The following is a 14,672-nucleotide window of genomic DNA, read 5'->3' on the forward strand; positions in this document are numbered from 1 at the left end:
TCCGAAATGATAAGGAAGCTGATCAAAACGCTGGAACTGCTGCCCTTGCTTGCTATGGTCTGGACGGGGGCCGGCTGTGACTCTGTTCAAGCAGCGAATGGCCAGCTATCACTGCAGCTTGATATGGAGCCGGCAAGTCTGCCAGCCATGCAGGCTAAGACGCATAGCGGGCCGGTCAAGAGGGTGCAGGTGGTAGCCACCGGCTATACTGCTGGAGTCGAGTCAACGGGTAAGAAACCGGGTCATCCGCAATACGGTATAACATACAGCGGGGTGAAGGTCAGGCGTGACTTCGTGTCGACAATTGCTGCTGATCCGAGTATATTCCCGATTGGAACGCTACTCTATATTCCAGGTTACGGCTACGGGGTTGTAGCGGATACAGGCTCTGCGATTAAGGGATATAAGATCGATCTATATTTTGACACGATCAGTCAAGTGTATCAAGAGTGGGGCAAGCGTTCTGTAGAGGTGGAGATTGTATACAAAGGCAGTGGCAAAATGACAGAGGATTGGCTGCAACAGATCAATCAGACTGTGAAAGCAGAGCAGCCAATACCGCAGTCGATGTTTGCATCCTAGGGCGTTGAACGAGTTTTCAGATACGCCCTAGACAACTATGCTGAGCTACAGTCCATCTGCACGCAATGCGTTCAGAAATCGAGTCTACGATTCATATCGTGTTACATAGCTTATAGACCATAACTATAAAAGATATGGGTTTGATGGGAAAAAGCTCTACAAATAATGACAAATCTTCTTTTTTATTTTGGTTTTTTGTGGTATAATTATACTGAATTGTAAACGTTATCAGCAGTGGGGCGGTAGAGATGGATAAATGGTTGTCTCAGAGTCATGATCCGAAGGGCATGGAGCTTGAACAATATGAAGTCTTGCTGCGTGATTTGTACAATCAGATGATTCGTGTTGCCTACTCCAAGGTCCGTAACAAATCGGATGCACATGATGTTGTTCAAGAGGCGTGGGTACGAATGCTGTCCAAGCGGGAGACGCTTAGGGAGCAGAACAAGCTGTGTGCTTGGGCGAAGACGATAACAGCTAATGTGGCTTACAATGTGAACAGGTATTATGGGCGATCCTCTGATGGGTGGTTTGAGCCACAGGAGCCGTCTAGTTCGCTGCGCACAGAAGCCGAGTTGATGCTGGAGATTTCCGAATTATTGGGGGCACTCGACCCCAGATCAAGAACAATGATGCTGTACAAGTTCTACTATGGATTTAAGGATCAGGAGATCGCGGATGCCATGAATATGCCGGTTGGCACGGTCAAGGCACGGATTCATCGAAGCCGCGAGCGCTTGAAGCATTGGACGTAATTTTTCCTTATTTTTCTTATTTCCTCATACATAATGTCCTCCCCCTCTTTCCATACTATTGGATGGACGGGGAGGTGAGCAGAACATGGCTAAGAACAAGAATGTCAAGGCGAATGAAAACAACAACCAATACAATGCCGAGTTTGCTGAGGAAATGAACCAGCAACAGAACCTGAACAACAAAGCGGCGAACAACAATGCCGCCACTGAAAATGCAAATAAATAAATGATCGTAAGAGGCCAGGAGCGTTCCTGGCCTCTTTATAATTACCTATGTCGTGCGGATGAGGTTATGCAAAGCTGTGCCGCGACAAGCTTTGATGTCAGCTAAACTGACCTTTAGAAAAACGGAAAATAAATGTAAACGGTTAATTATATATTTTTTTTAACTTACCTATTGACGAATAGAGACAATGTGAGTATTATTAACACATAACAACTGGTATAGACAACTACTTAACTATACTCCGCAGGGGGGAGAATATGAGAGACACGAAGCCTGTAATTGACCGACATAGTGTCATTCCGCTTTATCATCAAGTCAAAGAATTTTTGCGGAACGAGATTCAGACCCATCGTTATCGCCCTGATGAGCTGATTCCTTCAGAGCGCGAGCTATCGGAGGAATTTGAAATCAACCGGCTAACTGTCCGCCAGGCGATCAATGAGCTTGTGCAGGAAGGGCTTTTGTACCGCCAGCGAGGAGTGGGAACCTTTGTATCGACACCCAAGATCGAACAGCCGCTCGCTAGGTTGACAAATTTCAGTACGGATATGCTGAATAGGGGCATTGTGCCTGGCGCGCAAGTCGTTAGCTCAATGATTATCAAGGCGAGCAAGCTGGTGGCGACGCAACTGCAAATCGATACCGATACAGAGGTACTCGAACTGGTACGTGTGCGGACTGCCAATGGCGAGCCGATGGCGCTGGAGCGATCTTATCTCATTTATGCCAAAGTCAAGCCGCTCTATGGCATGAACATGGAAAATGAATCGTTGTACCAAATGCTCGAGGATGTATGCGGAATTAAGCTTGTCAAGGCCATTCAAACGATCGAAGTCGCATCCGTATATCCCGACGAAGCGGGCATACTGGAAATCGGACAACACGAATCGGCCATGCTTGTTCAGCGGACCACGTATGAAGAAGGTGCGGAAAAGCCACTGGAATATGTGCGATCCCTGTACAGAGGAGACCGCTATAAATTTACGATTGAAATGAATATCTAGTGCAAGAATAAGTTGCGATGATTCCAGATGTTTCGACAAATTGAAGGAGGCGCAATACAACATGAGCAATCATTTGAAATTGTCGTTTGAGATTTGGCCCAACATGCCTTGGGGTCGCTTGGAAATCGCCGGACCGGCCTGGAATTCATGGGGGGACAAGCCTCTCGAGTGGTGTATCCGGCAGATTGCTTCCTATGGCTACGAAGGGTTCGATGTCATCTATCCGAAAATCCAGGAAATCCTGCCGCATGAATATGATGACAGCATCAAAAAAGTACGCAAGGCAATGGATGAGACAGGGTTGGCCTTTTCTTCAATCGGCTGTCATACGACCTTCGTGACGCCGCGATATTTTGATCGTGATGCCGGTATTGCCAAGTTCAAGCGGGCAATCGACGCTGCCGCGGACATGGGCGCGGAGACGGTTGTGACATTGATCGGGGACGGTTATTACGATCCCCCGCTATACAATTTGATGACGCGCAAGGAAGCCTGGCATCAGGTTGTCACCGCTACCCGCGAAGTCGCGGACTACGGGATGCAAAAAGGGATTGATGTCAGCATTGAGCTGATTCAGGGAACATTAATCAACAACATTGACGATTTGCTCAAATTGTTCGAGCTAGTCGATCGGCCCAATGTGTATGCTTGCGTAGATGTTGGCACCTTCTATACGACGGTCAAGCCACGTATGCCGATCAAGGAAGCGATTCGCAAGCTGGGCGATCGTATCAAGGTTACACATGTCAAGGACGAAGTCGGCTTTCCGAATATTATGCAATCTCAGCATGTGTGGTTTGGGGCGGGCTTTGTTGATTTTCGCGAAATGGCGGATGCGCTTAAAGAGGTTGGCTTTAGTGGCTACAACTCCGTGGAATGGGAAGGCTTCCAAACCGGCGGCCTGTACGGCGTCGGTGATCCGTCCGGCGTCAGTATGACCGACTTCGACCGGGTTGCCGAGGAGTCGAAGGAATATCTGGAGGAATTCGGATGGGGCAAGCAGGGCTGAACGCAGAGCAGAGAATGCGGCGCACGCTAGCGGCAGTCGCACAAGAAAATACCGAACGGTTGCTGTCAGAGCTGATTGCCATAGAGAGCCACAGCGAAACGCCCGGGGAAGAAGCAAGGCTGGGAGCGTTTATCCGCAACTGGCTTAGCGAACGGGGCATCCATTGTGAGCTTCATGAAGTGCTGCCCGGACGAGCCAATCTATTGGCTCGGCTGGACGGTCCCAAGCAGGGGCCGTCGCTGCTGCTCAACGGTCATCTCGACACCGTTCCGCCTTACCAGATGTCTGTACCGTTCCAGGCAGTCAAGCATGAGGGGAAAATTTACGGGCGGGGCACCGTTGATATGAAGGGTGCGCTTGCAGCAATGATGATGGCAATGGCGGCCATTCAAGCGTGTGGTGGTCTGGAGAGTGGTACCTTGTATTTCGCTGCTACCGTGGGAGAGGAGACGTACAGTCCTGGGGCATGGCAGCTTAGCCGCAGCGGATTTGCAGCGGATTATGCTATTATCGGGGAACCGACGGAGCTGCGGGTCGGTGTAGCGCACAAAGGCGTTGGATGGTACGAAGCCGAATTCCCCGGCACAGCGGCTCACGGCAGCGTCCCGGAGCGCGGGGTTAATGCGATTTATCGGGCGGTGCGCTGGATTGCGCATCTGCAGGATGTTTATATACCGCAGTTGCGCTCCCGCTCCCATCCGCTGCTTGGCTCCCCGAGCTTGAACGTCGGCGTCATCGCCGGGGGGACGCGGCCGGTCATTGTGCCTGGAAGCTGCTCCGTTCAGTTCGAGCGCAGGCTTATTCCTGGCGAGACAGCGTTGTCCGCATTGCATGAACTGGAGCAAACGCTGGAGGAGACAGCACGGGTCTATCCGGATTTTGCTGGAAATGTCAGGATTGCTGACAACTTTCACGGCGTGCCGCATGGCCCGCTTGCCACTGATCCTGCTGCTCGGTTGGCGGTTAGTCTGATTGAAGCGTGTGAAGCAGAGCGGATAACAGATTCGTCATCTCCATTAACGAACGAATCAGCAGGTCCGATCGGCTTGCAGTTTTGGACGGACGGCGCGCTTCTGCAGGAGTGCTGTGGCCAAACCGTCGTCTGTGGTCCAGGAAGCATCGCTCAGGCTCATTCAGACGACGAATATATTGAAGTAGGTCAGCTTCATGCGGCCGTCAATATTTATATTCGCGCCGCATTTACGCTGTGCACACCTGAAGAGGACTCTACGAATCGGGATGACGGGGCAAGTGGGCAAGAAGGAGGCGGTATATGAGGACAGACGAAAGCAAAAAAGTGGACAATAGAACGGTCAAGCCTGCTGCGGACTATGAACTGGGGCGTTTGTCCGGCACTGCCGCCGGACAACGACCGTTCCGAGCTGTATGCTGGGACTGTGGCTGCGCCGCTGAGAGCGAGCCTGCCTATCTCTGCCTGCATTGTGGCGGTAGCCTTGACATTCATTACGACTACGACCAGTTGTTGGATAGGAAGCCCTTCGGCAAGGATACCGCCGCCGCCGGCATAGCTAGCGAAGCGATAAGCCCGGCTCCGGTTAATCAAGCCAGCTCGCATGAGTCTGGAATATGGCGTTACCGAAGTCTGTTGCCAATCGATGCGGAGGTTGAACCTGTTTCGCTTGGCGAAGGATGTACACCTTTGTTAAATATTCGCAATATTCAGAATATTTTGATGGGCAACAACGAAGGAAATACAGAGCACATTGCAGGCAACACCAATAATGTATCGCGATCTCCGGCGTTATATTTAAAGATGGAGTCGCAGAATCCGACGCTTGCCTTCAAAGATCGTCCGCTCGCAGTAGCGCTCACAGCCGCTAGAGCATTTGGCTTCAATAAGGTTGTGTGTGCTTCCACCGGAAATACCGGGGTGTCGGCTTCGGCCTACGCCGCCCGGGCCGGATTGGCTTGCACCGTCTATGTGCCCGCCGCAACACCGCAAGAGAAGCTTGCAGCCATGCAAGCTTACGGCGCCTGCATCGAGCCGGTCGAAGGAAGCTTCAGTGACGCTTATGCCCGATCAGCGGCGGTGGCAGAAGTAGAAGGCGCGTTCAATCTCACCTCGACTTATCTGAATCCCTATGCGGCCGAGGGAGACAAGACGGTCGCCTACGAGCTGGCGGAGCAACTGGAGGGTCGCGTGCCTGACTGGATTATCGTCCCTATTGGGGCAGGGCCGCTGCTCAGCAGCATTTACAAGGGTTATCGCGAGCTGCTTTATGCCGGGGCCGTATCGCGTCTGCCCCGCATGGCAGGCGTGCAAGCGCTTGGCTGTGCACCGATTGCTGCGGCCTACGAGGACGGACTCGACCATGTGGCGGCATGGGACGAGCCGATTGCCTCCGCTGCTTCCGGCATTGCCGACCCGCTATCGAGTTATCCGGCTGACGGCACGCGCACGCTTGCAGTTATTCGTCAGTCTGGCGGGGTTGCGCTGGCGATAGGCGACGATGAGCTGTTGCATTGGCGCAGTGAGCTTGCGATGCGCGAAGGCATATTGGCTGAGCTATCGTCAGTAACGAGTGTAGCGGCTGCATCCCGCCTGGCCGCAGAGGGCATTATTAAAAAGGATCAGCTTGTTGTAGCAATTGTCACCGGGCATGGACTCAAGGACATGTCCGTTGCAATAAATAATACCACTATGGGAGTGAGACAACAGTGAAAAGAACAAAAGGGATCGTCTTGCTGGTGTTTATCTTGATGCTGTCATCTGTACTTGCGGCTTGTTCCTCCAACAGCGGAGGCGGCAGTACAAACGGTAATACCGGAACGAACGGCGGTGGCAATTCTGAAGGCAGCATCACCGAGCTGACATTATGGCACATGGAAGAGCCGCCGAATCGCGTTGCGCGCTTCAAAGAAGTGATAGACAAATTCAATGCATCTCATCCCGATATTAAAATTACACCTCAGGTGCAAAGCTGGGGCGATGCGTACTCCAAGTTTCCAGCCGCGATTCAGGCTGGTAATGGACCGGATCTGCTATTCACCATCCCTGATTACACGACGCTCATCAAACAACTTGGTGTCGTGCAGCCGGTCGATGACATTATAGCTTCAATTAATGAGAAACACGGCTTGCTCGACACGTCCTTGGCGCCGTATACCTATGAAGGCCACACGTGGGCGGTTCCATTATACGGCATGGTGCAGGTGCTCTGGTATCGCGCCGACCTGCTGAAAGAAGCAGGCATTACACCGCCGACCACCTGGGATGAGCTGAAATCGGCTGCTGAGAAGTTAACTGGGGGCGGCAAGTACGGCATTGCGCTGCCAGCTTCCAAATCGATGGCGACAGACCAGGTGCTTTATAGCTTTCTTGTAACCGCAGGAGCCAAAAACATAATTAACGGCAGTAACGTAGTGACATTTAACAATGAAAAAACGGTTGCCGCTTATCAAATGTACAAGGATTTGCTGAAATTCTCGCCACCGGATAGCAACACGTACCAGTGGGGCGAGCCGCAGGCCCAGTTCAATACTGGCGCAGCCGCGATGGCGATCGAGAAAGGGCAATACCTGTCCACGTTCGAGTCGGAATCCGGTCGTCCTGCAGAGGATTTGGGCGTTGTGCCCATGCCGGTCGCTTCTGGCGGGGAACAAGGCAGCATCTATTATTCCAACGGCGTCATGATGCTGACGGACAACGCTGCGAAGAAAGCAGCGATTGCTAAGTTTTTTGAGTATCTGTTCGAGCCGGAAACATACGGCAGCTTCGTCAACGCCGAGCCAGGCCTGTTCTTACCGGTAACTGAGGACGGCAGCAAGGCTGAAAGCTTCTGGAATGACCCGGTGATTAGCAAGTACCGTTCACAGGTGGAAGTGTTAATTCAAGCTTCAAACAACGGCGCATTGTTTGGCTTTACCGATGGCGTTTCGCCTAAGATCGGCCAAATCGCAGGACCGAACTACATGGCGCAAACCTTGGAGCAGATGAATAGCAACGGGTTGTCCGCAGAGAAGGCAGTTAGTTGGGGGCAGGCTCAAATGGAAGAAGCAGTGAAGTAACAGCAAACAGAGGGAACAAGGAGGGTCTGTCGGGATCATTGCAGGCGGCAGGCCCTCCGGCCTTGTGGGGAGTGAATGTGCATGGATGTGTTGGGAAAAGGAAGAACGATGGCCAAAGTGCTGCCTTATTTGCTGGTAGCCCCAATCGTAATCTGGATCGTCGTCACTATATTTATACCGTTGCTCAGCGTGTTTAAGGAAAGCTTGTACAATACCGGCTTTGTCGGAACGCAAGGCAGCTTCGTCGGTCTGGACAATTATGCGAGCATGCTGCAATCCTCGACCTATTGGGCGGCATGGGGCAAAAGTCTGATTTGGGTTTTAGGCAATGGCTTTTCCCAGACGCTGCTTGCTTTCGGTATCGCATTGATGCTTAACAAAGCGACCCGTTTCAATAACTGGGCGCGGACCTGGATGATTATTCCCTGGGTTATACCGACGATCGTCGTCACGATTTTTTGGCAGTGGATTTTTAACGGATCATACGGAATCTTTAATCATGTATTGATGTCGCTTCATTTGATTGAACAGCCGCTTAATTTGATTGGCCACAAAACATGGTCGCTGCCGATTATTATTTTTATCAATACATGGCATTGGTTTCCGTTCATGGCGGTTATCGTGTTGGCTGGCTTATCCACCATATCCGTTGAAATCTACGAGGCCGCCGACGTGGACGGCGCAAACAAATGGCAGCAATTTTGGACAATTACGTTCCCCTCGCTGGGCAGAATTACGTTTGCGCTGGGTCTTGTTGGCACATTGTGGTCCTTCAATATATTTGACACGATATACATCTTGACTGGCGGCGGACCAGCAGGCGCAACGACAACCGTTCCCGTCATGATTTATCAGCAAGCGTTTGAATCGTATCGGATCGGCCAGGCATCCGCAACCTCCATTATTACGGCGGCGTTCCTTGGCGTATATGCCTTTTTCTTCATTAAATACTTCGCGCCCAAGGAAGACTGACGGCTCCCGCCAAGAGGAAAGGAAGGTGACAACGATGAAAGCAACTCGTATTATCGTCGGCATTTTGCTGACCTTTATCATTGCATTCCCGTTTTATTGGATTACCATCTCGTCCTTCAAGCCAGCGGATCAGATTTTGAAGCCGGACTTGTTTCCGAAGTCCTTCACGCTCATTCATTATAAAGAGCTGCTTCAAAGTACCTCGTATCTTACGAATCTTAGCAACAGTGCAATCATTTCGTTTGGTACGATGGCGGTTTCGGTGCTGATCGTTGTGCCTGCTTGCTTTGCATTGTACCGGATGAAGTTTCGCGGACGACATTTTGTCAGCCGCTTGATTTTGGCGACCTACGTGTTTCCTGCTATTTTGCTGCTGGTTCCCGTGTACCAACTGATGGCCGGGCTGCATCTAGTGGATACGCTGCTGGGACTCGTTATCATTAATGTCACGTTTGCCGCGCCATTCTCAGTGTGGCTGATGCACGGGTTTTTTGATGCGGTGCCGCTAACGCTCGATGAGGCGGCGGCAATCGATGGAGCTGGACGGATGCGTACAATGCTGCAGATCGTGCTGCCGCTCATCGGGCCGGGCATTGCGACCATATCGATTTATGCGTTTATTATGGCATGGACAGAGTTTGCCTTTTCCTCGGTGTTGATCAGCAGTGAGCGCTTGCAAACACTGCCGATCGGACTCAATGCCATTATGGGACAATACACTGTCCGGTGGGGCTGGACGACAGCAGGCGCGGTATTGACCCTATTGCCAGTCGTCATTTTCTTCGCCTTTGTAGGCAAATACTTTATCAAGGGGCTGACGGCAGGCGCTGTCAAATAATGTGCCGCCAGGCAAGGAGGTGAATGGGATGACTCAATCACTGCGCATTGGCTTGATCGGCGCAGGCCGGTTCGGCCGACTACATCTGAAGGTGCTGCAGCAGCTCGCTGGCGTCGAGGTTGCTGCGTTGGCAGATGTCAGCTCGGAGGCGCTGGCTGCTGCCGCCGAAGAAGCCAATATTGGTGTTGAAGCATGTTACACCGACCCGCTTGCGCTTATTGAGCTGGACGATCTCGATGCCGTTGACATCGTATCGGACGAAAGCTCGCACGGCCCGCTGGCATTGGCCGCACTGCGAAGCGGCAAGCATGTAATCGTGGAAAAGCCGCTCGCCGTGACATTGCAGGAAGCAAAGGCTATTCAAGCGGCGTCCGAAAAAGCAGGCCTGCAGGTGCTTGTGGGCAATATTTCGCGGTTTTCGCAGCCTTACTTTACGATTAAGCGCAATCTGGATGAAGGCTTGCTGGGACGGGTCGCAGCGATTCGCACGAAGCGGAACTTCAGCCGCGACTGGTTTCATAGCTTTGGCAGCCGTGTCCACCCTGTCTACGAATCGGGCGTGCATGAGCTTGATTTGCTGGTCTGGTATGCGGGTGCACGCTGCAAGTCCGTAGCTGCGTTTGAGCGCTATATGAGTGGGCATGCGTTTCCCGATCTGTTTGCAGCGACGCTGCAGTTCGAGAATGGTGTTGTCGCCTCATTGGATTCCAGTTGGCTGGTTCCTCCCGGCGGGCCGCGAAATTTGGTGGATACCTTGGAGCTAGACGGCACCATTGACGCCCAGATTGAAGTCATCGGAGAGCGGGGAACGGCACAGTACAGACTTAGTCATGCTGGCTTGTCAATATGGACCGCGGAGCGCGTGCTGCAACCGGAGGTGACGCTCTGGCCGACCGGGCCGGACGGCAGCGTGGGCGGCGCGATAGCGGCGGAGCTGGCGCATTTCATCCGGGTTATCGCAGAGAATCGTCCATCCCCCATCATGCCCTTGACCGATTCGGTGCACGTAATGGAAATTGCCGATGCCATTGTAGCTTCAGCTCGTGAGGGACGTATGGTCACGCTAGGGCATGAAGGAGAAAGTGAGTGAAATGGATATCTCTAGAGAAGGGAAGCCATATTTAGGGACAGGGGTTGAGTGGCGATGTCGATCGAACAGCGTTTAAAGGAATTGAATATAGCCATTCCAGAAGTGAAGCCGCGTTTTCGATTTGTACCCGGAGTGCAGGTAGGCAATCTGCTGTTTATATCCGGCGCGACACCTGAGATCGACGGGGTCATGCAGATGCCCGGAAGGCTCGGAGCCGAGCATGACGTTGCTGCGGGCAGGAAGGCTGCAAGGCTGGCTGCTCTGAATTGTCTGGGAGAGATACAGTCATGTCTGGGCAGTCTTGATCGGGTTGAGCGGATTGTACGTATGATGGGTTACGTCAGGTCCGCCGACGGATTCGGGGAACAGCCGCTTGTGATTGACGGGGCGTCGGAGCTGCTGGTCGAGATCTTCGGCGAGGCGGGCAAGCATGCGCGAGCTGCGCTGGGCACCAGCGAGCTGCCATTCGGTGCAGCGGTGGAGCTGGAGATGATTGTTCAGGTGAAGGCATAATGCGTCTTCGACAAGACCTTTACCTGCTGGCAAGCGGTGATCTTGGGTTCAGTTGGACCCATCCTGCCGATTGCAATGTATACGCTGTTGATACGGGGGCAGGCCTTGTGGTGATTGATTGCGGCACGGGCGAATCGATTGGTGAAATTATCCGCAATCTCGGGGAACATGGGTATGATGCTGCAGCGGTGGGCGATATTTTATTGACACATCTGCACGCGGATCATTCCGGCGGCGCTGCGGCGCTGCGGGAGGCGACCGGTGCTCGCATTCATATGCTGGACGAGGCTGCCGAGATTTTCGAGCAGGGAGATGAAGCGGCAATCAGCTTGCAGCAGGCGCGTGACGCCGGCTTTTACGACGCTGATTATGAATGGCGGGCTTGCAGGGCGGATCAGCGGCTGCGCGATGGCGATAGATTGCATCTTGGGGAGTGCAGGTTTACGGTATTCCATACGCCAGGGCATTCACGATTTGATACTTGCTTTCTGATGGAGAGAAACCATTATCCCTCCGTCTTGATTAGCGGAGACACGGTTATGTACGGCGGGAAAATCTCCATGCTGAGCACTTATGATTTTCAATTACAGGCGCTTGCTGCAAGCATTGAACGACTGGCCGGTCTTGCGCCGGACGTGCTGCTTCCGGGACATGGGCAGCCCGTGTTGTCGAGGGCCGCGAAGCATGTGGAAAGAGCCTCTAGCATTTTTCGAAACTTGGGTGTACCGGCGAACATTGGCTAATGAAGGTTGTAATTCGGAAGGAGAATTGCGGTATGCTGGCAAATGAATTTGTAGACAAAATTACATGGCACATTGAATTAATTAAACAGGAAGAACAAGAATCCATTGCACAAGCAGCGGAGTGGATTGCCGAGTCGGTGGCAAAGGACGGTCTGCTGCATCTATTTGGCTGCGGTCATTCGCATTTGCTGGTGGAGGATTTTTTCTATAGAGCAGGCGGACTGGTTCCGGTCAACGCCATATTGGAAACAAGCGTCATGCTTCATGAAGGAGCAGTCAAAAGCTCAAGGGTGGAGCGGATGACGGGCTACGCGGAGCATATATTGGACAACTATGAGGTTGCGCCAGGGGAGGTTATCATCGTCATCTCCAACTCGGGAATCAACTCACTTCCGGTTGAGATGGCGTTGGCCGCAAAGGGAAAAGGGTTGAAGGTGGTAGCTCTGTGCTCGTCCTCCTACTTCGGGGATGAGACCAGACATCATTCCGGCAAGCGGCTCAGTGACATCGCAGATCTAGTTATTGACAACCATATGCCGCACGGCGATGCGTTGGTCGGCATTCCGGGCACGGAGTTGAAGATGGCATCCGGCTCGACGGTCATTGGCAGCATCATTCTGAATATGGTTATGACCAGCGTGGCTGAGCGTCTGGTGGCACGCGGGGTTGAGCCTCCAGTGTATATCAGCGGTAACATTCCCGGCGGCTTTGAGCGCAATCGGTCTTATATCGAAAAATACCGCAAGCGAATCAAACATCTGTAGCGCTGGGTTTGAACAGAGAGATTACAAAAACGGCCGTATGGTGGAGACGATGGGAGGGATTCGATGTCAACGAATAGCCGGACAGCGGCACGTGAACTGGTGCTGAGCGTCGATGTCGGCTCGACAGCGGTCAAAGTCGTGGCCATGACGAGGGAAGGGCAGATTGCCGCCACTGCCTCGCGCCATTATGCCAGCGATTCACGGCGTCCCGGTTGGGTGGAGCAGCATCCACAGCAATGGTGGGAGGGCGCTTGCGCTGCCATTCGTGAGTGTGTAGCGAACATCGGCGCTGCCGGGGGAGTCCTCCTCGGCGTGTCCTTCTCTGGACATATGAGTGCGCCGGTGCTGCTTGGCAACGATGGTCATCCGGTGATGCCAAGCATCATGATAGCTGACGCCAGATCATCCGAAGAAACCGCCTTGCTGCGGCAAGAATACGGAGAGACCTTCGTGGCGATGACAGGCAACATGCCGATTGACGCCTTCACGGTCTCGAAGCTTCTGTGGATCAAAAATAACGTGCCCGACGCGCTTCGACGTGCAGCCACGTTGTTGTTTCCAAAGGACTTTATCCGTTACCGCCTAAGCGGTCACTTGCTGACCGATCCCACCGATGCAGGCAACAGCTTGCTCTATGATGCTGTGTCGGGCAGGTGGTCGGCGGAACTTATTCGCGAGCTGGGCTTGCCCGAGCGGCTCTTCCCCGAGCTCCAGCCCTCGCATGGCGAAGCTGGGCGCGTCAGCCCGGAAGCCGCAGCCGCAACCGGTCTGCCGGAAGGCTTGCCTGTGTTTACAGGGGCAGCGGATATGGCGTGCAGCCAGCTTGGCACTGGCGCATCGGAGGATGGCATATTAGCGGTGACGCTGAGTACGTCCGGGCAGGCGGTGATGCGCGTGAAAGGGATCGTGTCCGAGGCTGTCGGCAAGCTGACATTTCATCCTTCGGCGATTCCTGGTACCCTATATGCAATGGGCAGCATCTTTACCGGGGGGCTAGGAGTGGATTGGGCATACCGTATGCTCAGTGACAAAACGCAGTTGCAGGCTGAGGATTACGAGGCGATAGGCATATTGTCCCGCAGGATGGATGGCATCCCTCCTGGTAGTGATGGATTGCTTTTTTTACCATTTTTAGTTGGGAGCGGGACGCCGCACTTCGACGCCGTCGACCGCGCTTCCTGGCTCGGGCTGGCAACAGGCCAGCCGAAGGAGCTGCTCCTGCACTCCGTCATGGAGGGAGTGGCGTATAATATTCGGGAAGCGATGGAGCTGTTCGAAGCCAGCGGCTATCCTGCCAAGCGCCTGCACCTGGGCGGAGGTGGCAGCAAGAACGAGGTCTGGTCGCGCATGATTGGCGATGTGCTTGACCGTCCACTGGCACGGCTGCATCATCGCGATGCGTCAGCGGTGGGAGCCTCGCTGCTGGCGGGCTTAGGCTGCGGCTGGTATACATCGGTCGACGAAGCGGCGCGCATAGTTGTCTCGGCCAGCGAGCCTACACAGCCGAATGAGGGGCGGGCGCAGGCGTATGGGCGAATCTATGGCCATTACCGTGAGGTATACCATTCACTCAACCGCTATTATCGCGCGACGGCGGCGGAGAATGGGCTATCCGAAAAGCTCTAAATAAAAAAGTTGGGCGGAAAACGTAATGTTTCCCGTCCAGCTTTTTTGCTTCTGTTGGAAAGTGACGAGGCGGATTGCCCCCATACAAAACAGTCTATTGACAAAATAGTAGTAGTTTTATGTATCTGACAGTGTATAGCTTAGGTGCATCAGATTTTTTTCTTTAATCTAATAATTGTATAGGTCGCCACAGTGAATAAAAGTGCGGACATCAATTGAAATGGAATAATCAAGATCATCCAATATAGTGTAGTGGAGTCATACTCGGATTGGAACACATCTGTGAAATAATAAGGATAGAAAGCTATTGAAATGCAAACAAATAGGCTCATATTAATTAGGGGTGAAAACCAAATTCGTTGAGGTCGAAATATATAATAACCTATACAACAAATTACAGGATTAATCAGAAAACAAAGAATCATATAGAGCTCTTGTTTATAGTCGAAATAGGGTACCAAATAGCGAACCTCCCCTAACAACAATTAATTGGACTTTACCAAATATACCACCAATTCATG

Annotated in this window: 15 protein-coding genes; all 15 read left to right on the plus strand. The window is 52.7% G+C overall.

What is annotated here, in order from left to right:
- Window positions 1-6 precede the first annotated feature (6 nt).
- Entirely contained in the window at window positions 7-582 is a 576-nt protein-coding gene (locus tag ACY1JZ_RS09630; protein WP_462628997.1) for a 3D domain-containing protein, read from the plus strand.
- A gap of 248 nt (window positions 583-830) precedes the next feature.
- Complete coding sequence (locus tag ACY1JZ_RS09635; RefSeq protein ID WP_270164968.1) at window positions 831-1,337, plus strand: RNA polymerase sigma factor; 507 nt, start codon at window positions 831-833, stop codon at window positions 1,335-1,337.
- A gap of 85 nt (window positions 1,338-1,422) precedes the next feature.
- On the plus strand, window positions 1,423-1,563 hold the full coding sequence (locus ACY1JZ_RS09640; protein WP_270164965.1) for a hypothetical protein: 141 nt from the start codon (window positions 1,423-1,425) through the stop codon (window positions 1,561-1,563).
- A gap of 257 nt (window positions 1,564-1,820) precedes the next feature.
- Window positions 1,821-2,567: a GntR family transcriptional regulator gene (locus tag ACY1JZ_RS09645; RefSeq protein ID WP_270164963.1), complete on the plus strand. Its 747-nt coding sequence runs from the start codon at window positions 1,821-1,823 to the stop codon at window positions 2,565-2,567.
- Window positions 2,568-2,628: 61 nt separating this feature from the next.
- Window positions 2,629-3,576: a sugar phosphate isomerase/epimerase family protein gene (locus ACY1JZ_RS09650; RefSeq protein ID WP_462628998.1), complete on the plus strand. Its 948-nt coding sequence runs from the start codon at window positions 2,629-2,631 to the stop codon at window positions 3,574-3,576.
- Window positions 3,558-4,853: a M20 family metallopeptidase gene (locus ACY1JZ_RS09655; protein WP_462628999.1), complete on the plus strand. Its 1,296-nt coding sequence runs from the start codon at window positions 3,558-3,560 to the stop codon at window positions 4,851-4,853. The genes ACY1JZ_RS09650 and ACY1JZ_RS09655 overlap by 19 nt, the downstream gene beginning before the upstream one ends.
- The gene (gene thrC / locus ACY1JZ_RS09660) at window positions 4,850-6,259 is read left to right on the plus strand and encodes a threonine synthase (protein WP_462629001.1); all 1,410 of its coding nucleotides are present in this window, start codon (window positions 4,850-4,852) and stop codon (window positions 6,257-6,259) included. Before ACY1JZ_RS09655 ends, thrC begins: the two co-directional genes overlap by 4 nt.
- Window positions 6,256-7,605, plus strand: coding sequence for an ABC transporter substrate-binding protein (locus ACY1JZ_RS09665; protein WP_462629002.1), 1,350 nt, complete (start codon window positions 6,256-6,258; stop codon window positions 7,603-7,605). Before thrC ends, ACY1JZ_RS09665 begins: the two co-directional genes overlap by 4 nt.
- 81 nt (window positions 7,606-7,686) lie before the next feature.
- Window positions 7,687-8,577, plus strand: coding sequence for a carbohydrate ABC transporter permease (locus ACY1JZ_RS09670; protein ID WP_270164952.1), 891 nt, complete (start codon window positions 7,687-7,689; stop codon window positions 8,575-8,577).
- Window positions 8,578-8,611: 34 nt separating this feature from the next.
- On the plus strand, window positions 8,612-9,415 hold the full coding sequence (locus ACY1JZ_RS09675) for a carbohydrate ABC transporter permease (RefSeq protein ID WP_270164950.1): 804 nt from the start codon (window positions 8,612-8,614) through the stop codon (window positions 9,413-9,415).
- 28 nt (window positions 9,416-9,443) lie between these two features.
- The gene (locus tag ACY1JZ_RS09680; RefSeq protein ID WP_462629003.1) at window positions 9,444-10,505 is read left to right on the plus strand and encodes a Gfo/Idh/MocA family protein; all 1,062 of its coding nucleotides are present in this window, start codon (window positions 9,444-9,446) and stop codon (window positions 10,503-10,505) included.
- A gap of 54 nt (window positions 10,506-10,559) precedes the next feature.
- Window positions 10,560-11,018, plus strand: coding sequence for a RidA family protein (locus tag ACY1JZ_RS09685; protein WP_270164945.1), 459 nt, complete (start codon window positions 10,560-10,562; stop codon window positions 11,016-11,018).
- Window positions 11,018-11,761: an MBL fold metallo-hydrolase gene (locus ACY1JZ_RS09690; RefSeq protein ID WP_462629004.1), complete on the plus strand. Its 744-nt coding sequence runs from the start codon at window positions 11,018-11,020 to the stop codon at window positions 11,759-11,761. Before ACY1JZ_RS09685 ends, ACY1JZ_RS09690 begins: the two co-directional genes overlap by 1 nt.
- A gap of 32 nt (window positions 11,762-11,793) precedes the next feature.
- Complete coding sequence (locus tag ACY1JZ_RS09695; RefSeq protein WP_462629005.1) at window positions 11,794-12,525, plus strand: sugar isomerase domain-containing protein; 732 nt, start codon at window positions 11,794-11,796, stop codon at window positions 12,523-12,525.
- Between the two features lie 63 nt (window positions 12,526-12,588).
- The gene (locus tag ACY1JZ_RS09700; protein ID WP_462629006.1) at window positions 12,589-14,151 is read left to right on the plus strand and encodes a xylulokinase; all 1,563 of its coding nucleotides are present in this window, start codon (window positions 12,589-12,591) and stop codon (window positions 14,149-14,151) included.
- Window positions 14,152-14,672 lie beyond the last annotated feature (521 nt).

It is taken from the genome of Paenibacillus sp. J5, assembly GCF_054955055.1.